The 26,215-nt window shown below is 66.7% G+C and carries 16 protein-coding genes and 1 pseudogene; 7 read left to right on the top strand and 10 right to left on the bottom strand.

Translation table 11 applies throughout. From position 1 onward, the window contains the following. Positions 1-187: 187 nt before the first annotated feature. A complete protein-coding gene (locus tag ACIQKA_RS33865; protein WP_402543270.1) occupies positions 188-1,930 on the bottom strand; it encodes an FG-GAP repeat domain-containing protein in 1,743 nt (580 codons plus the stop codon). A gap of 141 nt (positions 1,931-2,071) precedes the next feature. Further along, a complete protein-coding gene (locus ACIQKA_RS33860; RefSeq protein ID WP_402543269.1) occupies positions 2,072-5,224 on the bottom strand; it encodes a hypothetical protein in 3,153 nt (1,050 codons plus the stop codon). Between the two features lie 895 nt (positions 5,225-6,119). On the opposite strand from ACIQKA_RS33860, the gene ACIQKA_RS33855 reads away from it, so the two are divergent. After that, positions 6,120-12,782, top strand: coding sequence for a polymorphic toxin-type HINT domain-containing protein (locus ACIQKA_RS33855; RefSeq protein ID WP_402543268.1), 6,663 nt, complete (start codon positions 6,120-6,122; stop codon positions 12,780-12,782). 734 nt (positions 12,783-13,516) lie between these two features. Here ACIQKA_RS33855 and ACIQKA_RS33850 read toward each other — a convergent pair. From ACIQKA_RS33850 to ACIQKA_RS33840, 3 genes and pseudogenes are all read right to left on the bottom strand, one after another. After that, positions 13,517-13,951, bottom strand: a pseudogene (locus ACIQKA_RS33850) (tyrosine-type recombinase/integrase); the annotation flags it as partial. Positions 13,952-14,193: 242 nt separating this feature from the next. After that, positions 14,194-14,991: a hypothetical protein gene (locus tag ACIQKA_RS33845; RefSeq protein WP_402543267.1), complete on the bottom strand. Its 798-nt coding sequence runs from the start codon at positions 14,989-14,991 to the stop codon at positions 14,194-14,196. A 173-nt stretch (positions 14,992-15,164) separates the two neighbouring features. Beyond that, positions 15,165-15,254 carry a helicase gene (locus ACIQKA_RS33840; protein ID WP_383448902.1) on the bottom strand — a complete coding sequence of 30 codons (90 nt, stop codon included), beginning with the start codon at positions 15,252-15,254 and terminating at the stop codon, positions 15,165-15,167. 398 nt (positions 15,255-15,652) lie between these two features. Here ACIQKA_RS33840 and ACIQKA_RS33835 point away from each other — a divergent pair, with 398 nt between their 5' ends. The 3 genes from ACIQKA_RS33835 (at position 15,653) to ACIQKA_RS33825 (ending at position 18,025) form a co-directional block, all read left to right on the top strand. After that, positions 15,653-15,973, top strand: coding sequence for a hypothetical protein (locus ACIQKA_RS33835; protein WP_402543266.1), 321 nt, complete (start codon positions 15,653-15,655; stop codon positions 15,971-15,973). 144 nt (positions 15,974-16,117) lie between these two features. Further along, the gene (locus ACIQKA_RS33830; protein WP_402543265.1) at positions 16,118-17,593 is read left to right on the top strand and encodes an NF041680 family putative transposase; all 1,476 of its coding nucleotides are present in this window, start codon (positions 16,118-16,120) and stop codon (positions 17,591-17,593) included. A 75-nt stretch (positions 17,594-17,668) separates the two neighbouring features. Next, on the top strand, positions 17,669-18,025 hold the full coding sequence (locus tag ACIQKA_RS33825; protein WP_402543264.1) for an ankyrin repeat domain-containing protein: 357 nt from the start codon (positions 17,669-17,671) through the stop codon (positions 18,023-18,025). On the opposite strand, the gene ACIQKA_RS33820 is transcribed toward ACIQKA_RS33825, so the two are convergent. Next, a protein-coding gene (locus ACIQKA_RS33820; protein WP_402543282.1) for an IS5 family transposase occupies positions 17,976-18,775 on the bottom strand; the annotation gives its coding sequence in 2 pieces (ribosomal slippage) (positions 17,976-18,436 and positions 18,436-18,775; 801 coding nt in all). The two genes, ACIQKA_RS33825 and ACIQKA_RS33820, sit on opposite strands and share 50 nt — an antisense overlap. A 134-nt stretch (positions 18,776-18,909) precedes the next feature. Between ACIQKA_RS33820 and ACIQKA_RS33815 the strand changes: the two genes are divergently transcribed. Together ACIQKA_RS33815 and ACIQKA_RS33810 are read left to right on the top strand one after the other, a co-directional pair. Next, entirely contained in the window at positions 18,910-19,155 is a 246-nt protein-coding gene (locus ACIQKA_RS33815; protein ID WP_402543263.1) for a hypothetical protein, read from the top strand. Positions 19,156-19,281: 126 nt separating this feature from the next. Beyond that, positions 19,282-19,929, top strand: coding sequence for a DUF6461 domain-containing protein (locus ACIQKA_RS33810; RefSeq protein ID WP_402543262.1), 648 nt, complete (start codon positions 19,282-19,284; stop codon positions 19,927-19,929). Between the two features lie 329 nt (positions 19,930-20,258). Here ACIQKA_RS33810 and ACIQKA_RS33805 read toward each other — a convergent pair whose 3' ends face one another. Continuing rightward, positions 20,259-20,480 carry a hypothetical protein gene (locus ACIQKA_RS33805; RefSeq protein ID WP_402543261.1) on the bottom strand — a complete coding sequence of 74 codons (222 nt, stop codon included), beginning with the start codon at positions 20,478-20,480 and terminating at the stop codon, positions 20,259-20,261. An 86-nt stretch (positions 20,481-20,566) separates the two neighbouring features. Between ACIQKA_RS33805 and ACIQKA_RS33800 the strand changes: the two genes are divergently transcribed. After that, complete coding sequence (locus ACIQKA_RS33800; RefSeq protein WP_402543260.1) at positions 20,567-20,743, top strand: hypothetical protein; 177 nt, start codon at positions 20,567-20,569, stop codon at positions 20,741-20,743. Between the two features lie 781 nt (positions 20,744-21,524). On the opposite strand, the gene ACIQKA_RS33795 is transcribed toward ACIQKA_RS33800, so the two are convergent. From ACIQKA_RS33795 to ACIQKA_RS33785, 3 genes are all read right to left on the bottom strand, one after another. Beyond that, entirely contained in the window at positions 21,525-22,334 is an 810-nt protein-coding gene (locus ACIQKA_RS33795; protein WP_402543259.1) for a hypothetical protein, read from the bottom strand. Positions 22,335-22,448: 114 nt separating this feature from the next. Beyond that, entirely contained in the window at positions 22,449-25,130 is a 2,682-nt protein-coding gene (locus tag ACIQKA_RS33790; RefSeq protein WP_402543281.1) for a Helicase associated domain protein, read from the bottom strand. Between the two features lie 53 nt (positions 25,131-25,183). After that, positions 25,184-25,735: a hypothetical protein gene (locus tag ACIQKA_RS33785; RefSeq protein ID WP_402543258.1), complete on the bottom strand. Its 552-nt coding sequence runs from the start codon at positions 25,733-25,735 to the stop codon at positions 25,184-25,186. Between the last annotated feature and the right edge of the window lie 480 nt (positions 25,736-26,215).

Raw genomic sequence — 26,215 nt, 5'->3', positions numbered from 1 at the left:
TGGTGAGCGCATGGGACCGCTCTGTAGAGGCAGGGCTCGGCCGAATTCCCCCTCGGTGGGCTCTGGGGTGGTTGGACGGGCCCGCACCATCTGGTGCGGGCCCGTCCGGCATGCGACCCGGTGGTGCGGTGGCCGCCCGGCGTCCGGGTGGCATGCCGCAGAGGTCTTTGTGTCCTGAGACTGTGGGTCAGAAGAGCTGGTTGTAGGTGTTCCATCCTCCGCCGATGCGGACGCGGCCGGTGAAGGGGGCGGTGGCGTTGCCGGTGCCCTTGTACAGCCACAGGGTTCCGGTCCTGTCGCGGGCGACAACGTCGGCGCGTCCGTCGTCGGTGAGGTCCCCGGTCACGACGAGCTGGTCGTAGGCCTGCCAGCCCCCGCCGATCCGGACACGGTTGGCATAGGGGGTGGTGGCGTTGCCGGTGCCCTTGTACAGCCACAGGGTCCCGGTCCTGTCGCCGACCAGCAGGTCGGCGCGTCCGTCGCCGCTCAGGTCCGCGCCGCCGGCCAGCCGGTCGTAGGCCTGCCAGCCGCCGCCCACGCGCACGCGTGCCTTCAGGCGGTTGCCGTCCGTGAGCCTGCCGGTGCCTGCGTAGAACCACAGGACACCGGACTTGTCACGGGCCACCAGGTCCATCAGCCCGTCCCGGTCGAGGTCCCCGGCCCCGGCGATCCGGTCGTAGGCGTTCCAGCCGGGACCGATGCGGACGCGGGTCGCGTACGGCGTGTCGTTGACGAACTGGCGGTCGTAGTACCAGAGGGTGCCGGACCCATCGCGGGCGACCAGGTCACCCGTGCCCCGGGTGACGGCCGACGGCCTGACGGCACCGCGGTAGTAGAGGTCCTGCCGGAAGGGCGAGAGGGAGGTGACCGTCGTGTACGTCTGCCAGCCGGGGCCGACCTGGTACCGGTCGCCGAACGGCCGAGCGGCCTCGGCCGTACCGAAGTACTTCCAGATCCTGCCGGTCGTGTCACGGCCCAGCAGGCCGTGGTGGGGCCGGACCGTGCGTCCCTGGACAGCGAACGGCGCGCTGCTCTGCTTGACGTCGGACTCGTCCCAGACGCCCTGGTCGTAGATGTCGTAGCGGGTGAAGGCCTGGAGCTTCTGCGCGTACTGCCCCTTCTCACCGGTGAGTTCGTACTCGATGACATGGTCCCCGGCTTCGAGGAAGCAGGCGAGGTGGTTGACGGTGGTGTCCGGCACTGTCGTCCGGCCGATTTCGCAGGTGGCGCCCGGCCCCGTGGCGACCTTGCCGACGCGGATGGGCGGCGTCGAGGCGATGAACTGCCCTTCGGCACGGTCGATACGGAACAGCAGCCTCCCGGCGTCGTTGGCGTGGACGCGGAGCCGCTGGCGGACCGTGCCGCCGTCGGGGACGGCCGGGAGGTCGAAGTCGACGGTGTTCAGCAGCGCGTGCGCGCGGGACTTGACGGTGATCTTACCGGTGCCGTGCCGCCCGTCGGCCGGGCGGGAGCCCGCGCTGCGGGCCGCCTTCACCGCCGCGGCGAGGTCGCCGCCGGCCGGTATGTAGGCGAAGCCCCAGTACAGGGTGGCGTCCGCGGCGGTGGCGGGGACGAGGACATTGGGTGCCTGGTACGGGGCCCCTTCGCAGACGAAGACTCCGGTGTACCCGGCGGGTTGGGCGCACTGGCCGACGCCCGGGCGGTATCCCGCCGGGAAGCCCGCTCCCGCGCCCTCCGGGTCGGTCATCGGCTGCGTGCCGACGGCGACGACGACCTTCCCCGCGAGGGTCGTGCCGGACTCGACGATCGGGTAGAACCGCGGCATCGCCCCCGGCGCCACCACCGCGTCGTATCCCGACAGCCGCAGCTCGCCGGTGGCGGTCGCTGAGTGCGGGGCCAGGAGGGTCGCCGCGGTGAGCAGTCCGGTGGCCGCGCCGAGCACGGCCGCGCGGCGGATCATGTGTCTCATACGTCCTTCACAAGAGGAGTGTGCTGCCGGCGCGCCGGGCCGTTCCAGACGGCCGGGCGACGACGGCCGGAAGACGGCCGGCTTGCCGTACCTTCCGAGGGGTACGGCAAGCCGGCTGGTCGGTGGATGGAGCAGATCGGACTAGAAGATGCCGGTGATCGCGGTGGCCCATCCGGCGGTGCCCGCGAGGCGGGGCGCCCCATGGCCGGCGGGTGTGCCGGGATAGGTGAGGAGGCATCCTGTGGGGCAGAGCTTACTCGTCCAGTTCCCTGCCGAATCCATGTACTGGACAGGGGTGTTCGGGTCGGCGGGGGTGGTGGCCCAGAAGTCTCCGGATTCCTGACCGGGGGTCGGTATGAATCGCTTGAAGTTGTAGGTCTTGGCTTCGTTGCCGGGGCCGGGCGGGAGGTCGGGCGAGGGCTCCGTGGTGACCGTGGCGTCCTGCAGGGTGCCCTGGGTGTTGCCGGGGGAGGTCAGGAAGGGCCGCTGGGTCCAGCCTCCGGTGCCGTACACGCTGCGCTGGAGGAGCTTGTATTCACTGCCCGGGCATTTGACCGTGTCGTTGCGGCAGCCGGGGTAGAGGTAGAGCTTGCCGTCCGCGGGGTCTCGGGCGATGAGATCGGCGTGGGAGTCACCGTTGACGTCGTCGGCGGCGAGGTTGGTGAGGTCACGCCAGCCGCCGGTGCCCAGGATGACCGGACTGCCCCAGTCGAAGGGCTGCGCCTGGTTCTGGCCGCCGCCGCCGACGGCGAGACCGCTGTAGAGGATGAGCCGGGCGTTGCCGCAGTCACTTTTCGCGTCGGAGACGCATTCGACGGTGATGAGATCGTTGCCGGCCTTGCCGTCGATGTTGCCGGGGAGGAGCACCTGGCGCAGCCCGCTCCAGTCCGCCCCTTGGGAGGGGTGGATCAGTTCCTTGCGGGTGTAGTACCAGGGGGAGCCCGCTCCGTTGCCGGGGTAGACATAGAGCTTGTTGTTGGACAGGCGGACGACGAAATCCTCGTAACCATCGGGATCCGAGTCCCGGAAAGACATGCCCTTCAAATCGCCGCGGTGGGCGATGAGCGCTCCGCTCCAGCCGCCGAGACCGGCGTTCTGGCGGGCTCCCATGGGGCCGAGGTCGCCGTTGCCGGGGTAGAGCCACAGCTGACCGTCGGGGCCGGTGGCGACGAAGTCGGCGAAACCGTCACCGTTGAGGTCGCCGGGCCGGTCACGCTTGGTGCTCTCGATGCTGGGGTCGGAGTTCTCCTTCTCGTATATGAAAGCCGGTTCCTCCGTGGTGAGGGAGATCTGGTCGTCGCCGCCGGCGAGTACGGAACGGTTGCCGGACGTGTCGTAGGCGACGACGTTCAGCTTGCTGACCGGGTGTGCGAACGGCGTGATGGTGACGGTCGCGGTGTGGTTGGCGTCCGTGCCGGCTTCGACCCAGGTGCCGTTGGGGCAGCGCGGGGTCGTCGCGGAGGACAGGGGCTGGTCCATGGCCCAGCAGTAGCCGTCGATGTCGCTGACAGGGTTGGTGAACTTGAATTGACGAGGCGCCCGGGCGGTATAGCTGTCGGTGGCCTCGCCGGCCTTCGTGCCGTCGGCGTCGAGGACGGTGACGGGTTTGTTGGGGCCGATCAGGTCGACGCTGAAGGAGCAGGCTGCGGTGGGCGCGCTGGTGGTGTTCTCGTTGTCTTTGGCGTAGACGCTCCAGGTGTAGGTGCCGTTGCCCAGCTTCGTGGCCGGAACCAGCACACTGGCCTCGCCGGAGCCGCTCACGGTGTCGTAGTTGGGCGAGAGGAGGACGGCGGCGCCGCTGGAGTTCTTGACCGAGAAGTAGGCGGTGACGTTGCCGCTGTCCTGGTCCTTGATCTTCGCGTTCAGCGTGATGCCGCTGTTGCCGATGCGCCCGCCGCAGGCGACCGGGACGTTGCCGTCGCCGGACTCGACGTAGTAGCCCTCGTAGGCGGACTTGCTGGTGACGACGGGCTTGTAGTTGTAGTCGACCTGGAGGACGGGATTGTTGCGGAAGCGCTTGTAGGCCTTGGTGTTGCCCGCGTAGCTGTCCGGGGCCTTCATCCCGAAGACGAGGGTGCCCCACTTGTTGTCGGCGGCCTTCTGAACGTAGGCCTCCAGCGCCGGGCTGGTGAATTCGTGGCTCTTGTCACCGGGGCAGTACTGGTCGTTTCCGCCGAAGAACGAGCCGTAGGCGAGCTTGCTTCCCCAGGGCTGGGTGTTCCAGGTGGGCGTGGTGGCGATGCTGCCAGCCGACCACAGCTCGGTCGGTCCGACGGATGAGTCGCAGACGTAGGAGTGCGTCTGCATGACGGCGAACGAAGCTCCGGTGATGGTCGCGTTCTCGAGACCATTGGTGTTCATCGCGAAGAACGAAGCGGTGTCACCGGTCCCGTTGTACCCGACCCGCGGCTCGTCCGCGGGGTTGGAGGAGTTCCAGCCCGAGCCGTTGGAGTAGGCGGCGTAAGGAGTGTCCGAGTAGACCACCGCCCACTTCTCGCGGTAACCGCCACTGAAGACCGGGTCGATGACCAGCGGGAACTGGTCGGCTACGGACAGAAGGCCCGCGTCCGGCAGGAGGCTGAGTGTGTCACCGTTGATGTCCACGGCCACAGGCGCGCTGTCGGGTTGCGCGGTCTTCGCCGCAGTGGAACGGGCGGCCGTCTTCGAGGCGGCGTTCCCCTGCTGTCCGTCGACCGGAACGGCCGGCTGCTCCCACATCTTCGGGCTGGGGGCGCTGAAGACCGTCTCGCCGTTCTCGTCCTTGGCCAGCAACTGGTTGTCGGAGGTCTTGGTCAGGGTGACGCCCTCGGTTTCGAAGCCGAGCTCGATGCTCTGCAGGGCGGGATTGGCCGCTGCTTCGGGTGTGTGGATGACCAGGTGCTGGGCAAAGCCGTCGACCTCGGCAGTGAGTTCGAGGTCGACCCCTGGTAGGACTGACGGATACGTGGCGGTCTCGCCGTCCAGCACTGGCAGGGGAAGTACGAAGGGCCAGGTCAGAGCGAGTTTCTTGCCCTGCTTGACCATCGTGGCCAATGCCTGGTCACCACCACCGGAGAACGCGATCGGGAAGACGGACGCCGTCGGTCCGACCGAGCCGTCCGGCTGCCGCACGAGGGAGGGATCGGTCCGGCGCCACATGCCGTCGAACCGCGTCCACTTCGGCACGCCGTAGGAGCGGCGGGTGGTTGAGCCGTCGGGGTTGGCGAAGAACTCGGTGCTCTCCTGTCTGCGGTCGAGGATCTCGATCTGCCTGCCCGTCCTGGCAGCCTCGCTGAACGCGGCCTCTTCGAACATCGCGGACGGTGTCTGCGGTACATCCGTCTGTGTCAACGCGGCGGCCGGGACGGAGGACGGGACTACGGGCAGGTCTGGCAGGGCAACTGCCGCAGAGACCGGCAGGGTCATACTCGCGGCTATCGCCAGAGCTATCGCTCTGCTGCCGCGTTTGAATCTGGTAGTACGCATGTATGGGTGCCTTTCCGGGCTGCATGGCTTTCTGCGGCGGTCGGGAAACGTTCTCTGCTCCTCTCCGGCGGGGACTCTAACCCGAGGAGCAGAGGTGCCTGTGCGCCAGGCCTCAATCCGGTGCCGACAATCTGCGGAAGATTCCATCGAAAAGCTAAGCGGAAGCTGAGAATCCGGATGTAGACAGTCGTGAAGATGTGGCTTTTATGTGCTCATGACCCATAAAAGCGCTGGTCAGGCGGTTGAGTCAGCTTGATGGAGGCTACACGCAGGAGGAAGTTCCCGGACCTGACAGACTCGATCGCTCTCCTTCTGTTCATGCTTGCCGCCCACCCCTCAGTGGTGTTGGATCCGCTTGATCATAGATTTTTCACGTACGACCGGGGTGGGGATCTCAATGTTGTTTCGCAATGGCTTCGCCATGCCCTTTTATAGGCGCAGGAAAAATAAACTGACGAAGTCCGCGCGGACAGGAATCGCCGGCGCGCTTTCAGCAGCATTGAGCATCTCTTTGCTCACCGCGCCCACATGGACCGCGACCGCCCAGACGCCTGGCCCCCCAGCCGTACCTCAGGCCAAGTCCGCCGCAGGCACCGACTTCATACCCAAGGGTCTGAAGCGAAGACCACAGCCATCCCCCCCGTGGAAGGCTCCGTCCGCCACCTGGCCCACTCCCGCGACCGAGGAACTCCCACTCCGAGCCGCAGCGAGGAAGGCTGTCACGGTGGGCGGGCTGCCGGTCCGCCTCACGCCGTCTTCCCTTCACACCGGACAGAAGGCCAGCGACGCGCCTGCCCGCATAGAGGTCGCCCTGAAGGGCCGCGCCGCCGCCCACACCGCCGGCGTCGAAGGCCTTTTGATGACCCTGCGCCCCACCGCCACGGCACCCTCCGGTGGCCCGGTCAAGGTGGAAATCGACTACAGCTCCATTCGCGGCGCCTACGCGGCCGGCTGGTCCTCACGCCTACGCCTGGTGACACTCCCCGCCTGCGCTCTGACGACGCCCGAGAAGGCCGAGTGCCGTCAGCAGACTCCGCTGGCCACCGAGAACAACACGTCCTCCCACACCCTGGCCGCCGACCTCACTGTCCCCGCACCGGCCACATCAATGAAGACTGCCAACGGCTTGCCGAAGGCGGGCGCCTCAGCCCCCTCCGCTTCCGCTGTGGCCCCGGCCGGAATGACCGTGCTGGCAGCCACCGCCGGCGCCGGCGGCAGCGACGGCTCGTTCAAGGCGACTTCACTCTCCTCGTCCGGATCATGGTCTGCGGGCGGAAACTCCGGCGGCTTCGGCTGGAACATGCCCATCGACGTACCAGCCGCACCCGGCGGACTCGCGCCGAAGGTCGCCCTGTCCTACAACTCCTCCTCGGTCGACGGCCGTACCGCCTCGACGAACAACCAGTCCTCCTGGATCGGTGAAGGCTGGGAGTACTCACCCGGCTTCATCGAGCGCCGCTACGCCTCCTGCGAGAACGACAAACAGGGAGGCAACAACACCGTCAAGACCGGTGACCTGTGCTGGAAGTCGGAGAACGCCACACTCTCCCTGAACGGCTCCTCCAGCGAGCTCGTCTGGGACTCCGCGAAGAAGACATGGAAGCTGGCGAACGACGACGGCTCCCGCGTCGAGCGGATCTACGACACCGAACCGAACGACTCGGGCGACGAGGACTTCGAGTACTGGAGGGTCACCTCTCTCGACGGCACCCAGTACTGGTTCGGCAAAAACCATCTGCCCGGCTGGACCGCGGGCAAGGAGGAGACAAACTCTGTCTTCTCCGCCCCAGTCTACGGAAACCACACCGGAGAACCCGGAAACGCCACCGACTTCGCCTCCTCCACCGAGAAGCAGGGCTGGCGCTGGAACCTCGACTACGTCGTCGACCCCCACGGCAACGCCATGGCCCTCTACTACACCAAGGAAGAGGGCTACTACGCGCAGAACAACAAGACCGACACCCCCAAGCCCTACACCCGGGGCGGCTACCTCAACCGCATCGACTACGGCCTGCGCGCAGACACCGTCTACGCCACCGCCAACCCCGCCGGCCGCGTCACCTTCACCACCGGCAACCGGTGCACCGCGACCGACTGTGCCTTCACCGAGACCAACGCCACCAACTGGCCCGACACCCCCGTCGACCTGAACTGCACCTCCGGCAGCAAATGCCTCCAAGGCTCACCGTCGTTCTGGTCCAAGCAGCGCCTGACCAGCATCAACACCTTCTCCCTGGTCGGCACCAGCATGGCCGCCGTCGACACCTGGTCCCTCAGCCAGTCCTTCCCCGCGACCGGTGACATCTCAACGCCCGCGATGTGGCTCGACTCCGTCCAGCGCACTGCCAAGGCAGGATCAGCCGCCGATATCAAGCTGGACAAGGTCTTCTTCGAGGGCGAACTCATGCCCAACCGGGTCGACGCCATCGAAGGCCGGCCCGCGCTCAACCGCAAGCGCATCACGAAGATCACCAACGAGACCGGCGGGCAGACCCTCGTCACCTACACCGCCAAGGAATGCACTCCGACCACCCTTCCCGCAGCGGACAAGAACAACAAGCGGTGCTATCCGGCCTGGTGGACTCCGGACGGTGCCATCGAGCCGGTCAAGGACTGGTTCCACAAGTACCTCATCAGCCGCATCGACGAGAACGACACCACAGGCGGCAGCGGCTCCCAGAGCAAGGTCACCTCCTACACCTACTCCGGCGGCCCGCACTGGCGCCGTGACACCGGCGAGTTCACCCTCGACAAGCACCGCACCTGGAACGTCTTCCGCGGCTACGCCACCGTCCACACCTACAACGGCGGAGACAGCAACCGCCGCAGGACCACCAACACCTACTACCTGGGCATGGCCGGCGACACCCTCGCAGACGGCAGCACCCGCCAAGTCGCCGCCATCAACGGCATCACCGACCGCGAGGACTTCGCAGGCCGTCTTGCCTCCAGCACCACCTACGACAAGGCCGGCACCGGCGGCAAAGCCGTCGCCAAAACCACCTACATCCCCTGGCAATCCGGCACCACAGCCACCCAGGCCGTCAAGGGCATCACCGACCCCGACCTGCCCGGCACACCCGCTCCCACCCTCCCCGCGAAGACTGCCCAGCTCTCCGGCACCACAGCCGAGAAGAGCAGCACTCTCCTCGACAACGGCAGCACCTGGCACCCCCTGACCACCACCCGCACCTACGACACCACCTACGGCCTCCTCACCAAGGAGACCGACGACGGCGCCGGCACCGTCGAAGCACGCTGCACCCTCACCACCTACACCACTCCCGACACCACCAACTGGCTGATCTCCTATCCCAGCGAAATCACCACCACCACCGACACCGCCGCCTGCCTCACCACACCCGGCGAAATCACCAGCCACGCCCGCACCTACTACGACGGACAAACCCTCGGCACCGCCCCGAAACCGGGCAAGGCCAACGTCACCAAGGCCGAACAGCTCACACGCCACACGAGTGGCAGCACCCCTGTATGGGAAACCACCTCCGAGACCACCTACGACCAGTACGGACGCGTTCTGGTCGCCAAGGGGCAGGACGGCCAGCCCACCACCACCGCCTACACCCCCGCTTCCGGCGCCCAGCCCACCACGGTGAGCACCACCAACGCCAAGGGCCACAACGGCTCCACCACATTCGACGGCATGCGCGGCCTCGCCCTGACCACCACCGACACAAACGGCCGTACCACCGCGAGCGAATACGACGCCCTGGGTCGTGTCACCAAGGCCTGGAGCACCGGCCGGGCAAAGACACTCCAGCCCAACGCCACCTTCACCTACAACCTCTCGACCACCGTCCCCTCCACCGTCATCGCCAAAAAGCTCCACGAAGACGGTCTGTGGGGCACCAGCGTGTCCTTCTACGACTCATTCCTGCGTGAGCGCCAGACCCAGGCCGACTCCATCGGAGTGACCGGCCGCGTCGTCACCGACACCTTCTACGACACACACGGCCGCCCCTACCTCACCAACGCGCCCTACTACAACAGCAGCGCCCTGTCGACGACCACCATGTTCGTCGTCACCCCGAACCAGGTGCCGCAAGCGTTCCAGAGCACCTACGACGGCCGCGGCCGCGTCACCGAGAGCATCCAGCTCTCCCTGAACGTGCCACAGTGGAAGACCACCCACACCTACGGCGACTACTGGACCGCCACGGTGCCGCCCGACGGCGGCACCGCCACCCTCACCCTCACCGACGTCCGCGGGCGCACCATCGAGGAGCGCCAGTACAAGGACCGCAATCCCGTCCCGGACGCAGCCCCCACTCAGTACGAGAAGACCACTCGCACCTACAACACCGCCGGCCTACTCGCGTCGCTCACCGACTCCTCCGGCCGCAACACCTGGCGCTACACCTACGACCTGCGCGGACGGCAGGTCGGCACAATCGACCCCGACAAGGGGCAGACCGTCACCCACTACGACGCTGACGGACGTGTAGACACCGTCACCGACGCTCGTGGCATTCTGGCGACCACCTATGACGAGCTGGGGCGCAAGACCACCCTGCGCTCAGGGTCGGCAACAGGAACGAAGCTGGCGGAGTGGACCTACGACACCGCCACCGGCGGCAAGGGCCTGCCCCACAAATCCACCCGGTACGACACGGCCAACGCCAACGCCGCCTACACCACCGAGGTCACCGGCTACGACGCCACCGGCCGCTCCACCGGCACCAAGGTGACAGTCCCGAGCATCACCGGCGAAGAACTCCTCGCGGGCACCTACACCGTGGCCACCACGGCCACGCCGGTCAGCGGTCTTTCCAAGACGGCCGTCTACAGCACCACCAACACCAACGCCACCACCGCGCTGCCCAGCGAGACAGTCACCAACCACTACGGCTCGAACGACACACTGGCCATCGTCGACAGCTCGCTCGACCACGCCTACCTGCGCGGCGCCGGATACACCCCCTTCGGTGAACTGGCCCAGGCCCAGCTCGGCAACCTCGGCAGTCTGGTGACCCAGACCCTCACCTACGAGACCTCCACCCGCCGCCTGGTCAAGAACCAGATCAACCGCGCGGCGACCGGCCCCGCCACCCTGTCCAACCTCACCTACGGCTACGACCCGGCCGGCAACATCACCTCCATCCGGGACGCGCAGAACGACGGCACCGTCACCGACGACCAGTGCTTCACCTACGACTGGGCACGACGCCTCACCGACGCCTGGTCCTCCGGAGACGCCTGCGCCACCAAGTCCGTCGACGGAGTGGGCAGCCCCAACCTGGGCACGACCGACCCCTACCAGACGTCCTGGACATTCACCGACACCGGCCAGCGCAAGACCGAGACCCTGTACAAGGCGGGCTCGATCACCGCGAACACCACTCGCACCTACACCTACCCCACCACCCCGGGCGCCGCCCAGGCACACGCCGTCCGCTCGGTGACCGCCACCGGCGGCACGACCGGAACCGACACCTACACCTACGACGACACCGGCAACCTCACCAAGAAGACCCCTGCCGTCGGCCCGGTGCAGGACCTGACATGGAACGAAGAGGGCAAGCTCAAAACCTCGTCCATCTCCGGGCAGACCACATCATTCCTCTACGGCGCCGAAGGCACCCGCATCATCAAGCGGGAGCCGACCAGGACCACGCTCTACCTGCCCGGCGGCCAGGAACTCGAACTCACCCGCAAGGCCGGCACCACCCCCGCCGCTCTCGCCAACGGCACCCGCTACTACGGCGTCCCCGGCGGCTCGGTGATCCGCACCAGCAGGGACAACAGCGTCCGCATCCTGGTCTCCGACCACCACAACACCAACACTCTGTCCATCTCCGCCAGCAGCCTGGCGGTCAACCGCCGCAAGGCCCTCCCCTACGGCGGGCAGCGCGGGGCGGCCCCCTACTTCTGGCCCGGCAACAAGGGTTTCGTGGGCGGTGACATCGACACCACCACGAACCTCACCCACATCGGCGCCCGCGAATACGACCCCAACCTCGGCCAGTTCATCAGCTCCGACCCGCTCCTCGAAATCGGCAAGCCCCAGACCCTCAACGGATACGCCTACGCTGCCAACAACCCCACAACTTTCTCCGACCCCACCGGAACCTGCCTCGACGCCGGCAACGGCCATTGCGAGGACGATTCCGCCTGGACTCCAAGCGGCAACCTGAAGCCGGACGGCGGCCAGCCCGAAACTCCGACCCCTACGGACAGTGGAAACAACGGAACCAACGGAGGCAGTGGAGGCGGAGGCGGAGGTCGGGGAAACAATAAGGGAAGTTCTGGAAACTGGTTCTCCAACTTCGGCAAGTCCCTGCTGGACGAAGGAATCAAGTTCGGCACCGGAATATGGAACTCCACCAGCACCGAGTTCTCCAACATCGGAAACTGCATCACCTGGGACGGGACCTGCAAGGAAGCCCTGAGCGACCTGAATAACCGCGTCAATCCCTCCGTAATAGCCATCGGCGCGGCTGAAGGCATTCTCGCCCGAGGCAAAGAATATGTCGATGACTTCTCCAGCGGGAATAGCGCCCAAGGAACGGCCAAGATCGCCTTCGATGTACTCCTTGCAGTAGCCGCAAAGAAGGTGGCCCCCCGCTCCATAGCACCCAGGTGCCCGAATAGTTTTGTTCCCGGGACCCTCGTAGTGGTTTCCAACGGGAAGGTCGTACCTATTCAAGACCTTACCGTCGGCGATAAGGTGCTAGCGACTGATCCCGAGAGTGGAGAGACGGTTGAGAAGGAAGTAACGGACACCATAATCGGTGTCGGCGAGAAGAAACTCGTCAAGATTTCCATAGACGTAGACGGGAAAACCGGAAAAGGCACCGCCTCCATCACTGCGACGCACAACCACCCCTTCTGGGTGCCCAGTCTTCACGCATGGATCGATGCCACCAAGCTGAGCCCAGGGCAGTGGCTGCGCACCAGCGCCGGTACACATGTTCAGATCACCGAAGTACAGCGTTGGACCCAGCAGGCAATCGTCCACAACCTTACCGTCGCTGACATCCACACGTACTATGTGATGGCGGGGGCTACGCCGGTGCTGGTGCATAACTGCCCCGCTGGTGGCGGCGGTTTCTTCAGCAACCTCTTCAAGTCCAAAGCACAACTGGCCGACGAGGAGATGAGGGCCAAGCGTGTCCCCATGAGGCTGGGGAACCTGGAGGGCATTGGGTTGCCGGACCTGGGAGACCCCAAGAAGCTTGCATCTGTGGGTGGCATGGATGATCAGCGCCTGTTGGACTCGATCAATGATCCAGATGAGCTCGGAGGAAGCATCGTCCTTGGCGACGGAGAAGTTATTCAGGGTAACCATCGTATAGCTGAGGCCCTACGGCGAATGGGTAACTCGAAGCTATTTACGCCTGATAGGGAAATCTTGGTCGTGCCATAAAGAATCCAGAAGTCGCCCGCTCCTATGACTGAGCGGCTTCTGGTATTCGGAATGATTTTCATATGATTCGCAATCAGTCGAGGTTTTGCAGCATGCAGAATTGGATGGGTGGCTTGAGTCGCGTACAGTCCTGGCTGGGCTGGCCAGTACCCAGACTGGTCATGGTCGCGTCGCGCGAAAGGGTGGCCGCGCTGACAGAAATCGCTCGAGCGCGAGGGTTCAGTAGAAAAGGGGATGGATTGGATCTTGAGGCTGGACAAACCTTCATTGTCATCCCGTATCTTCCGGAGTCTTCGCCTGAAGCTAGCTGGATGTGCCTAGTTGTTGAATTCCCGCATTCTATGGATCTAGAGAATGGAGTAAGGCCACAATGCAGCTTCTCTAGGCTGGACGTGTCGGAAGCGGACCTTAAATCACTTCCAGCGGCTAAGGCCAAGGTTAGGGATCAGCTGCTGCATTGGATGGCCTGGGAGGCATACAGAGGTCGGCCTTAGCTTGACCTCGATTCGTCAGCGGGTTGCGATCACTGATCGAATTATGCATCCATGAGAGTTGCTCTCCTTCGCGTTGCCGATGAAGGGAAAATCGGTATCGAAGAGGGTGCCCTTGCGAGAGCCCATCGCGATGGGCTCGGATTGCCAGAGTCCGACCCCTAATCGGATTCGTGAGAAGCCCCGCCGGATTTCGTTCCGGCGGGGCTTCTGCGGTGTTTGACGGCAACGCTGACGGCAACGTCAGTGGACGACGGCTGTGGCGGGTGGGTCGTCGGGATCGCCGTCCGGGGCGCCGAGGGCGTTGCCCAAGGCGTCGATGGCTTGGCGTTGCAGGCGGAGTCGGACGTGGGCGTATACGCCGGCTGTGACGCCGATGTGGGCGTGACCCAACAGCTCCTTGATGACGACGAGGTCGACATCCTGTTCCAGGAGCAGGGTGGCGGTCGAGTGGCGGAGGTCGTGGAAGCGGATGCGGCGGAGCCCGGCCCGGTCGAGGAAGCTGCGGAAGCGGCGGGTGAGGTTGGCGGGGTCGAGAGGCCGTCCGGTGGGCGTGGTAAAGACGAGGCCGCTGCCGCTCAAGGTTGACCCGGCCTGTTCCTCTTCCTTGTCCTGCCGCTCCTTGTGCTCCCTGAGGGAGTAGAGGCATTCGGTGGGGAGGGCGATGCGGCGTTCGGTGCGGCAAGAGTGCGCGCCGAACACCGCGAAGGGGCAAACGTTGTCCGCTGCGGCCCTGGGAGCTGTCCGGACGATCATGAAATTTCGGTATTCAAGTGCTGGGGCAGCTGTCGGCTGTCAGGGGATGTCGGACCAGGCAGGTGGCGGGTCGGTTTTAGGTGTACGAGAAACGGGCAACCCCGCGTACGAGCCAGGAGGACGCGGGCCTGACTCCCGCCCGGTGCGAGTGCCCGTAGGATCTGTCAGCCGCGCTTCTCCGAACCGCTGCGGAACCTCAAGGCGGTCTCGGCGGCCTGGGAGAGGTTCTCCTCGTCCGCCAGCAGCACCTGAGCGGATGTGCCGGAGTCGGTCCATGCGCACAGGATCGGGCGCCCGTTGGCCGATGCCACGAAGCCACAGCTCAGCTGACCGCCCCAGGGCCCCGCCTCGAACGCGGTGACCTCCGTCGCCCGTGCCCCGGCGAAGACGCTGCGCATCTCGTGGCTCATCGTGTGCGAACGCTTGGCCTCGGCCAGCCCTGCGTCCCATTCGACGGCATTGATCTGGAGCACGGCGCCCACTGGGCCCTGCCCGGGGCCGTCGTAGAACCATCGTCTGCCCGAGGGCTTCTGCGCAGCGGCCAGCTTCTCGTACTCGGCGCCTTCCGCGCCCGACAGCAGCCGGTATCCGCCGACGCGTGGTGCGGCGTCGATGACGCGCTCGGCTTTTGGAGACGCTGCTGTGGCGGAGGGGGCCTGGACTGCGGGCGTCTGCAGGACGGGGGCCGCCTCGGCAGCGGGCGGCTCTCCCTCGTAGGTGAACGCCCGTATCAGGCCCGCGGCCGCAACAGCCAGCAGAACACCGCGGACGATGTTCTCGCGGCGTATGGCAAGAGCCGTGGCCTGCTCGGCGGAGACCGCGCTGGTCGGCACCGGCCCGCGGCGCCAGGCTTTGGTGGCGAACCAGATGATGGCCATGGCTACGGCCGGGACAAGGAGCGTCCCCACTGCCTGGCCATCGGCGAAGCTCTGCGAGTCGGGGTCGATGGACAACATGATCATGACAGGATCGTAGAGGTCGTCACATACGTGTTCGTATCGCGTTGCAGTCACGATCACGTATCGACAGGCTTCTCGCCAGGCCGTGCCGCGGATCGTGGGACAGTTTCGCCGCATGATTGGCCGGACACCAGGGGTTCATCGGCTGGGGCAGGTACGCGGCCCGATTACACCCGTCACGCCCACTCGACTCCCAGTTCCCGCAGCACGTCCCGCTGCTCCTGGTCGAGCTTCTCCCGCCGGGTCTTGGCGTTCGAAACCCACACCCTCAGCCGTACAGGTGCCGGCTCCGGTCAGCGGTGCTGGCCGCCCTCCTTGAACGACCGGGACTGGTAGCGGCCGCGGGGGTGCAGCCGCCTGCGGCGACCGGCGTGGACTGCCAGGTGCGTGTGAATGGGTGCGGCAGTGGCACTGGATGTGCGTCAGCAAGAACGAGCGGGTCCAGGCCTGCTCATGCTATGCGGTGATAGTGATCACGGCTGTCATGAGGTGACCAAGCTGCTGTCGTCGGGCGCCCATCGTGAGGGCGGCTGCCTGTCACGGGCGCGGCTGTTCATCCCGCTCAGAATCTCGCCGCAGAGGTTCAGAAACAGGTACCTGTCGTTTGGCCTCCGCCCGATCTTGGCCGTTGCCGATCGCGGTAGCGGTCGACAGGATGACGGGCATGGCTGTGTCACCAGCAACACGTCAGCTTTGCGACGCCACGTTTTCGGCTGCCGAAGCTGCGAGCGTCCTGTCACTCCTTGATCTCTATGCAGGGGCGGAGCGTGAACGTGTGCATCAGGCTGTCGTCCGGCTGAGCGGAGGGCGACTGGGCAGGCTTCGCATGTGGCTCGATGAGGCCAAACGCAACCCGGAGACTGTCCTGTGGTACGGCGAGTCGCCCTTGGACGTCTCGCCGGACACACACGCCTTCGGAGTGGAGTTCATCAACGGCTTCCTCGACAGGCACCTCGACACTCCTGCGGAGCCTACGGACGAGTGACAGACGTCTGCCGGCACACCGCGCCGCGACATCGAACGACTGCCTCGAACTTGATCGGCGTTTTCGCAGTTCAGCGGACATGCAGGCGGCCTTCGTCTGATCCTGTGCTCCGTCACAGAGTGGATCAGCGCGAAGGCCGTGGTCGTGAGTCTGGTGCATCAGAGTGTCCTGGGGGAAGCGTTCGCGGAAGTGTCACGCTTCCGGTCGGAGTTGTACGCGTGTCTGACCGCGCGGGGCGACGCGTTGTCCCAGTTATGCGACGCGCTGCTGTGCACGGACGGGCCGGTCTGGACGCTGGTTGATCTCGCGCTCGCGCCCGAGCACCGCCGTGGGCACGGGGCTCTGTACGGCGGGCTCAATCAGGGCCGGATCGACGTCGCCCGGCTGCGTCGGGCCCTGGCCGGAGTGCCGCTGCCGAGAGCGGCGGACGGCTGGCTCGTGCTGGCAGTGGATGTCTCGCCGTGGCTGCGGCCGGACGCCAGCACGTGTGCTGACCGGGCCTTTTGCCACATGTTCGACTGGGGTGAGGGCAAGCATCAGATGGTGCCAGGCTGGCCGTACTCGGTGGTGGCCGCGCTGGAAACCGGCCGCACGTTTTGGACGGCAGTGCTGGACGCAGTCCGCCTTCAGCCCGGCGCCGACGTCGTCGCGGTGACCACAGCCCAGATCCGCGAGGTCGTCGAGCGGCTGGTTACCTCCGGCCACTGCAAGCCGGGTGACCCGGAGGTCCTGGTCGTCCTGGACGCCGGATACGATGCTCCGCGCATCGCCCACCTGCTGGCCGGCCTGCCCGTCGAGATCCTCGGCCGGCTCCGCTCAGATCGGGTGATGCGGCGTCCTGCACCTTCTCGTACAGAGTTCGGCCTGGCCAATCCCAAGGGCGACCGGCCGCTCAAACACGGTGGCGAGTTCGTCTTAGGCGACCCCATAACCTGGGGTACTGAGCAGGCCGTGACGACCACGGGCACCCGCCTCTACGGGAAGGCAACAGCCCAGGCGTGGGACCGGCTGCACCCGCGGCTGACCCGCCGGGCCGCCTGGCTCGACCACAACGGGCCGCTGCCCCTCATCGAGGGCACCGTCATCCGCCTGGTCGTGGAGAAGCTTCCCAGCGGCGGGGTCAACAAGCCGGTATGGCTGTGGTGGTCGGGCACCGGCGCCACCGCGGCGGACGTCGACCGCTGCTGGCAGTCCTTCCTGCGACGCTCCGGCATCGAGCACACGTTTCGCCTGTTCAAGCAGACACTCGGCTGGACCAAGCCCCGGCTTCGCAGCTCGGAAGCGGCGGACCGGTGGACCTGGCTGGTAATCGCCGCCTATGCCCAGCTCCGGCTCGCCCGCCCGCTGGCCACCGATCTTCGACGGCCCTGGGAGAAGCCGACCAAGCCGAACAAACTGTCACCCGCCCGCGTCCGTAGAGGGTTCAGAAACCTGCGTATGAAGACAGGTTCTCCAGCCGGTGCACCCAAACCGTCCCGTCCCGGACCAGGCAGGTCGCCCGGCTCGAAGAACCACCGCCTCACCGCCCGCCACGATGTGGGCAAAGTCCTCGCCACTGGCAAGGCATACAGCCGACCCACCCACCACAAGGTCGGCACCAAGCCACGCCGAACTGGTTAAGAGGTCATCTCATTTGGTTGCCTCCAGTGGGGAATATTGCTGGTGGGAGCATCGCGGTCGCTGTTGAATGCCCCGATGAGCGACTACTGGACACCAGCCCACTTCGCGGTCGAGCACGAGGATGCGGAAACCCTGGCCCGCCTGCTCGCCCGTGGCGCCGACCCTGATGAGGTCTTCAGCAACATGACGCTGCTGACGCACGCGATCGACACCGAGGGGGATGGCGCCCTGCAGAGCGGCCAGCCGTTGACTGTGCACACCACGGCCGTGCTGCTGGCGTTCGGCGCGGACCCTGAACTCGCTGATCCGGACGGTCACACTCCCCTGGATCTGGCCACTTCCTACGATCATGACCTGGCCATACAGCTGCTGCGGGACCACATCAGCAAGCGAGCCGGCGGTAGCAGACGAGGACGCAGGCGATGGTGGTGAAGGCAAGGAAGTGGTCGGCTTTGCGTTCGTAGCGCCGGTGGAGCCGACGGCAGCCGGCGAGCCAGGCCATGGTGCGTTCGATGGTCCAGCGATGGCGGCCCAGTCGCTGCGAGGACTCGACGCCCCTGCGGGCGATGCGGTGGGTGATACCACGTCCGCGTAACCATCGCCGCAGGTGAGAGTAGTCATAGCCCTTGTCGGCGTGAAGCTTGCCCGGCCTGCGCCGTCGAGGCCCGCGGCGGGAGCGGATCGGCGGTATGCCCTTGACCAGTGGGATCAGGGCCTGGCTGTCGTGCAGGTTGGCTGCCGAGATTCCGACAGAAAGGGGCAGACCGGTCCGCTCGGTGACCAGGTGGATCTTCGAGCCGTACTTGCCCCGATCGACAGGATTCGGACCTGTCAGGTCCCCCTTTTCATGGCCCGCATGTTCACCGAGTCGATCGCACAGCGGGACCAGTCCAGCTCGCCTCGCGAGCCAAGATCGTCGAGGACCAGGCGGTAGAACTTGGCCCACACTCTGGCCTTCGTCCACTCAGAGAAGCGTCGGTGGGCTGTCGCTCCCGACGGCCCGAACGACGCGGACGGCAACTGCTGCCACGTGCAGCCCGAAGTCGCCACAAAGACGATCGCGGCCAACACCTCCCGGTCCCCATGCCGGCGCCGGCCGCCGCCCTGAGGGCGCGACGGAGCCTCCGGCACCACTCGCTGGAACAGTTCCCACAACTCGTCCGGCACCAACCGCTCAACAATCCCCACCACGAGCCCGCACCCTACCGGCTAGCCAAATGAGATGACCTCTAAACGACAAGGTAAGTGTCTGTTCGAGTGCGCCGCTACTGTTTCCCTGTCGGCCGGGGCGATCCCGGTTCGCATGAGGGGGGAAAGTGGAGAAGACCCTGTTCGAGAAGCTGTTCCGCCGGAGACCGCATCCGATGGTGCGCCTGCTGGGCAACCTCGTGCTCTGTACGGCCCAGCTCGTGTTCGTCATCGCCGTGATCACGCACTTCGACACTCCCTGGCGGTGGCTCGCGGTCCCGTTCAGCCTCTGGGCGATGCTGGCCGACAGCCGGGGTGCCGTCCTGGCCGTGCAGGACCTTCGACGCTCCGATACCGCTGCGGCGCGGGAGTAATACCCGCCAGGACACGTAAGAGCACCGCTCCCACGTCACCGTCGGCGGAAGAGGCCAGATGCTCACGGACCGGGCGGGCGGCGTCCCATCCGTACGTTGTCAGAGGTAGCGGTCAGGATGGTGGTCATGACAGAGGGAACAACCTGGCTTGCTGCCCCACAGTCCATCGCCTTCGGCGGCTACCACGTGGTTCTCGCCCGCGGGCTGTCGTCGGAAGAGCTTGCCGACCGCCTTGCGGCGACCCTGCTGTACAAGGCCGATCACGTTGTCGTGGCGGTGGGGGAGCACACCGGGGACTCTCTTCTGGAGCTCATGGATGACACCTACGGCGACTCCTTCGACGGCATCGGCCTGCGTCTTGGACGTGCCGATGACTGGACGTACGCAGTCGCGTACGGAGGCTGGCCGGGCGAGTTCGGTCCACTGGCACAGGTCTCGCGTGACGGTGCGCACGTTTGCCTCCTGGAGTACGAGGAGGGGAACGGCAAGCCGGTCCCGCCGCAGTTCGAGTACTTCCACGACGGTCGCCTGCTGAGCGCCTGCAACCTGCACCTGGACGCCTCCTGGGGCTATCAGGGGGTCGACGGAGAACCCGGGACGGCCGCCCGCCTGCAGCAGCTGCTGACCGCTGCCGGCCTCCCGGACCCGGAGCGGCACGATAGGGATGTGCACCGCACCGCGCTGGGTATCGTCGAGAAGTTCTTCGGGCTCTCTCTGTCGAAGGACCGGATCGTGAGCGGCACACTGCCGGCGGTCCTGTTGGAACCGGCGTAGCCCAGACCCAGGTGGCACGAAGCGACCAAGGGGTGTTCTCACTTCTCGGTTCTCGCGAACAAAGCCAGACACACCCTCCTGGGCCTCCTTGAAGCCCTCGTAGGGCTCGGCGGCCGACGGGCTGTATATGACCGCGGGCTCCCGGTTCCGGCGCCCTGCACCCAGACGCTCCTCAAGTTCGCCATGCCGCTCCTCGTTGCTCCACCGCGCCATCCGGCGCGCTGCCGGACCGCCCACCAAGCGGCACCCCGTCGGCGGGGTTTGCTGCACGCACCTGACCCGTCCCGCCTCTGTGGAGCCATCGACCTGAGGCAGGAGACAGGCGAGTCTCAGGCGGTGTGCCGGATGGTGCCGCTGTCCCGGGTCCACTCGGAGAGGACGCGGCGGACACCGGCGCTCTCCTCGACGAGGGTGATGCGGGCGGTGGGGTGCGCGGAGTGGGTGTATACCCACTCCTCGAACGTGCCGTCCGCCGTCTCCTCCCGCTCCCACGTGCCGGTGACGGCCGGCCCGTCCGGCGGCTGGAACTGGAGCAACACATGGAAGGTCATACCCCGACCCTACGCAGTACCTGACCTGCACTGTCAGTACCGGATGCGAGGCTGGACGAATACCCGGACGCAGGAGGAAACAGGCCATGGCGAAGCAGGCGGGCAAGAGCTTCAAGATCCGTTGGCGGCTGGGCGACAAGTCGGGGGTGTCGGCGGTTTCGTACAGCGAATCGGCCCTTAAGCGCTGCACGCAGCTCAAGCGAGAGGCCCTGGGCAAGGGCGCCGAATTGGAGTCCTACGAGGTCAGGCTCGGGGAGCAGTAGGGCGGTTTCACAGACCGGCCCCCGTCCGAGGGCGGAGGCCGGGTCACAGTTCCTCGGGCCGTAGGTCCCGCTCCCACCGCCAGACGCCCTCCGCGTCGGGCCGGTAGAGCGACCGCCCCCCGGGGTAGCGACCGTGGTCGCTGATGATCGCGATCTACGGGTCGCCGCCCTGGCCGTGCTCCTCGCCGCCAGCGGGTGCGTGGCCGTCTCCCACGCCCCTGCTCCTGGAGCTCCGCCCCGGCTGGCCGCGCTCGCGCCCGCCACTGACCATCCGCCAGTCCCGCTACCACTCCCGCCTCCGGCCGACCTAACTCCGGCCACGCTCCGCGGGGCGCTCGACGCGACCGACCCCCGCCCGCCATCCCGCCGGGCCCCGCTCCAGAGAGGGCCGTCCCCGCGCCCGCGACTGCCCCCCCGGGCGCGTGCCCGACCGCCCGGCCCGGTGCCCGGCCGTCCGCCGGGCCGCGGCGACGACCAGGCGCCCGGCGAAGAAGCCCGTCGCGAAGAAGCGCACCACCAGGACCGGTCCCCCGCACAGCCGCCAAGACTGCCAAGCACCTGAAGAAGAAGCCCGCCGTACCGCGCCGTCAGCCGACGACCGGGCAGGCGCGCGAGGTGCGCGAGCTCTGCCACCGGGAGGGGAGCGGACGTGACCAAGGGGGATGCGGTGGTCACTCATGAGGGCGTCATTTCCCTGGTAGCCGGTTGTCTTGACGCCGCCCTGACAACGCCGATGTGGTGTCTTCGAGGGATCGGTGGGACGTTGTTGTGAACTGGTTGTTCAGGGCTCGACGGCACGTTGGGTATACAGGGCCAGGGCCCGGTCGATGAGGTGGACACCGGCCTGTGTGGTGTAGCGCAGCATGCTGAAGTTGCCGGTGACCCGGGTCAAGGCGGTGTCGTCGTCCTGGGAGACGATCTCGTGCCGCAGCAGACCGAAGGTGCCGTTGATGTCGCCATGGGCAAGCGAGCTGCACGCGCTCCAGAGAGTCAGGATCAGCTCACCGCCCAACGTGGTGTGCGCACCGCCCTCCTCGACGATCTTGGTGTACTGCGGGGCGGCGAGGAACGTCTTCAGTGTGTGGACCGACGCGCCTGCGGCGAGTGCCAGTCGGCGCACCTCGGCCAGCCGGGTCTCCTCATCGCGGGCCGGCTGGGCGTTGAACCGGCTGTGTAGCTTGGTGGAGTCCTTCACCTCTTTGATCTGCAGAGCCAGGCGCCGCTGAACACGGGCCGGGCGCTCGTCAGGCCCCAGCAGCCATACGGCGCGTGCAGCGTTCTCGATCACGCCGCGCACGAGCGACGCTTGGGCGTGGGTGTGCACGACCGCAGAGGCATGGGCAGGACCCTCTTCACGCACCAGCGAAGCCCGTAGCGCCATCAAATGATCCACAGCCACAGTCGCCGCAATCCACGCGGCATGAGACACACGATATGGATGGGTCTGAGCGTCGTCGACAGCCAGCTCACTCCCGGGCTGAACCTCCCAAGGAGCCGGCGTTCTCTCGCCCGTGGTGAGCTCGGAAAGCGCTTTTACTCGCTCCAACAACACAAGAAGCGCACGCAGATGGCGTTCTTCCTCTTCATCCATGAAGGCAGCGTAGAAGGCCCAGCACGATACAAACGAGCGAGTTTGCCAGCCCGGCGTCAAGCACGATGCGCACCGCGAAGATACCGAACCTGACGCCCGGCACCTTCCGCCCGCTCACACCCACTCGACTCCCAGCTTCCGTAGCGCGTCACGCTGCTCCTGGTTGAGCTTGTCCCGCCTCGCCTTGGTGTTCGAGACCCACACGCCGAGCTTCACGATCACCGGCTCCGTCTCGCCCTCAATGGTGATCTCCTCAGCGTGGGCGCGCGGTATGGGCCGGCCTCCGCCTTCTCGCTCGACCCACTGCGCGAGGGCTGTCAGTCCTCGCTGGAACGCCACCTGGGCCTTGCTCGGCCCCTTCGCCCCGCGACTGGCCGCTGGGGCGGGAGACGGGGCCTGATCGGGCTGCACGCCCAGCTTCGCCAGCCGTTCCTGCTGCTCGGGGAGAAGCTGCGCCCAGGTGCCTGGCTTCTTCTGTCGCTGTAGCCATCGTCCGATGTCGTCGCCTTCGAACAGCACTCCGGGTGCGATGGCCGGCAGGACGCCGCCGGCCTCGTCGGCGGCGAGGTCGGCGAGGACTCGGTAGTGGCGTTGCCAGTTCAGCGCCCAGGGGCAGTTCCAGTCCTCATCGACCGCAGCCAGCTGCTCCGCGCGCTCCGCGGCCCGCTTCGGATCCTTGCCCAGCCCGCCCTTGCGTCGGAGGTTGGCGAGGAACTGCCCGATAGCCAGTTGCTCGCTGTCTCCCTCGCCTTCGCCCCATACGGCGTCCTGTCGGGGTGCGAGGTGTCCGGTGGCCCGTCGGTAGGACCTGAGCGTGGCGAGTTTGTTCTCCCAGGCTTCCTCGCCCGGTTCCCACACCATCCCGGCCTCCGGGGCGTCCAGCAGGACCTTGCGCCGTTCCTCCAGCTCCCCGGCCCGTAGCGCCTTCCGCTGTTGATGCACCCAGCGGCCAAGCGGAAACGCCTTCGTCGCCCCCACTTCGACCTCGACGTCGTAGGGGACGGCGTAGAGGCCGGTGATCTCGTTCTCCTTCCGCCACCGGACGAGGGCCTGGTAGCCCTCCAGCCACACGAGCGACTCCGGCCGGTACACCCGCGTACGGAGGAAGGCAGCGATCGTCGCGGTATCCCTCGGGCTGGAGAAGTGCAGCAGGGCCGCTTCCGTGGCGGCCTGCGTGTCGTCGTCCTCCTGGTCCTCGCCTCCGTCTGCGCCGCCGGCCCCGACGATCCGTCCGTCCTCGTCGCGCCGCAGGTCCACCTTCCGCTTGCCGCTCGTGAGCGCCCGGGAGGCGAGCTGCTCGACCAGTCGCTCATCATGCGAGCGCAGGCCCTGGAGCACGGCGACGAGCGGCTTGAAGCTGGCGGAGGCGACCATGTCCTCGGGGTCCTCATTCGGCTCCAGGAAGACCGGCACGATGATCCTGGCGACCTTGGTGGTGCCGTCGCGGTTGAGCCTCAGGGCCCGGCCGATGTTCTGGACGATCTCGACCTGTGAGCCGCGGGTGTCGGCGAAGCAGATCGAGTCGACTCCCCTCTCGCCGGTGATGTCGACGCCCTCTCCGAGGACGCGCACGCTGGCGAGGAAGGCGCGGTGGACCCGCCGCCCGGCGGCATCGATGCCATTGGCGAACTGGCGCAGCACCTCGCGCCGCTCGGCGACGAGGTGGTCGCCGCACAGCCATGCCGACCACACGCGGTCTGGCGGGACGTGGCGGCCAGCTTCCAGCTCGTAGAACTCGGCGTCGATCGATGACGCGGGCAGCTTCTCCGCGGCCGCCAGGTCGACGTCGGAGGCGTCGCCCGCGTACAGCTCGGCGGCCGTCTCGGGCAGCTTCTCCGCGAACGCTGCGGCTTCCTCGACCTTCTGGTGGAACGTCATGACCGTGCGCAGGTTCCAGGCGGCGGCGTGCTCCAGGAGCGCGGTCTGCAGCAACGCCAGGCGCCGGCCCCGTCGCGCCTCCTCGGACTCCCCGAGGGCGGGGGAGGGGTCGCGGATCTCCAGGACGTCGATCTCGAACCCGGCGAGGATCTCCCGCTCGATCGCTTCCGACAGCCCGAGCTCCGCGATCCACGCGCCGTAGGTCCCGTCCGGGTCGTCGGCCATAGTCGCGAGCTCCACCTCCTGGCCGCCGGTGCCCTTCCGAGGCTGGGGGGCGGCGAGGATGCGCGGGGTCGCGGTCAGGTAGAGGCGGAAGTTGGCCGGGATCCGGACGTTGTCGTGGATCGCCGCCCACGGCCGACCGAGATCACCGGCGGTTCCGTGGGCCTCGTCCACGATGGCGAGGTCGAAGCCGTCCATGCGCTGGCCGTAGAGCCGCTCCCCGCCCGCGAGCGCGGCCTCCAGCGGCCCGCGAACCTTCCGCTGGCCCTCGGGGGCGTCGACGTCCTCGCGGTCCACGAGAGAGGCGTACGTAGCGAACACGACGACCGGCCCGGACCCGGTCCACAAAGCGAGCTGGATAGAGTTGGTGGTGGTGCGCACCCCCAGCGAGTTGAGCACCTGGTCGTTCTCCAGCGAGCACACCGCGACCATCGGGGCCCGGTGCCCCACCGCACGCCACGCCTGAGCGGTCTGCACGAGCAGGTCTAGGGTCGGCACGGTGACGAGGATCCGGCCGCCCGCGAACGATTCCAGTGCACACGCGGCGGCCGTGATCGTCTTGCCCGACCCGGTCGCGGACACGATCGTGCCCCGGGCACCCTGCGGTGGCACAGACGACCTTGCAGGGAATCCCACCCACCTACGAAACGCCAACTTCTGGTCGATCTGATGTTCTCTGAGAGCAATCCTCTGCAATTTCTCCACCCTCCCTCTAGCTATCAAAAAAGCCGACTTGCTTTTCTGATCTTTTACGCGGGATTCTTTCCAGCCCAATACAAGGCAGTGTCGACATCGCGCGCGGTCCAGCCGTCTGCGCACCCTCCCCTCTGCGTGAGGAGGGTGTCGAGGAGGTCCATATAGCGGCCGTAGCGGCCCGAGTGGTCTGTGAGTGTGAGTCCGAGAGAGTCGATGGCGCGCTGGACATGCCGGTCGTAGACGGCCATCCGGGTGGGGGCTGCTGAGGTCAGGATGGCGGACGCGAGAGCGTCACCCTTGGCGAACCCAGGTAGTTCCGAGATGGCACCGCGCCCTGCCCGAGCCGCCTCACCGCGAGAGAGGCTGAGGTTCTGGACCGACGCGACGGCCTGCTCGGTGACGGCCCGCACCTGGCTGTCGGGCAGAGACATGAGAGCCGTTACCCAACGCGTCTGCGCGGAGAGCCGTTTCCATACGACCAGGGCCGCGATGTCTGTCTTGCCGAGACTGCCGGCACGCTCGACGCGCTGCGCAACATCCCAGAAGACCTCGTCATAGTGAGGGGAAACAGATGCCAGATAGGTGGCGCGTGCCGAGATGAGCACGTCCCACGCCGAGTGACAGGATGAACCAGATTCTTCTCTATCCACGCCCATGCGTCTCCAAGGTCGGCACATTGAGGTTGAGGGTGTCCTCAGATTCTGCCAATGTTACATGGTGCATCAAGTCAAGGCACCCACTATCCTGGAACCCGCACGAACGAGCACCCTCACCCCATAGCCAGCCAGGCCCGCGTCAGCGGGCCCAAAGGGACTGGAGGCGCAGCCGGAAGGACCGTTGAGGCGGGGGAGCGCAGCGAACCCGCCGGCCCCGGGGTTGAAGCGAAGCGGAAACCCGGACACCGAGGTGAGGCCAATAGCTCTGGAAGCGCAGCGGACAGGGCGTCACCTCTGGTGCGCAGCGCCGGAGGTGAGTGGGACGCGCAGCGTCCCACCAGCGCTCCCGCGGAGCGGGAGCGTAACCACCGCGCGCAGCGCGGTGGTTCGCTTGCACATCGCGCAGCGATGTGGTACCCGCTCCGCGGG

Source organism: Streptomyces sp. NPDC092045, from assembly GCF_044756005.1.
Classification (GTDB): Bacteria; Actinomycetota; Actinomycetes; order Streptomycetales; family Streptomycetaceae; genus Streptomyces.
Note: the sequence above shows the minus strand (reverse complement) of the source record. Positions and strands in the feature narration are given on the sequence as shown.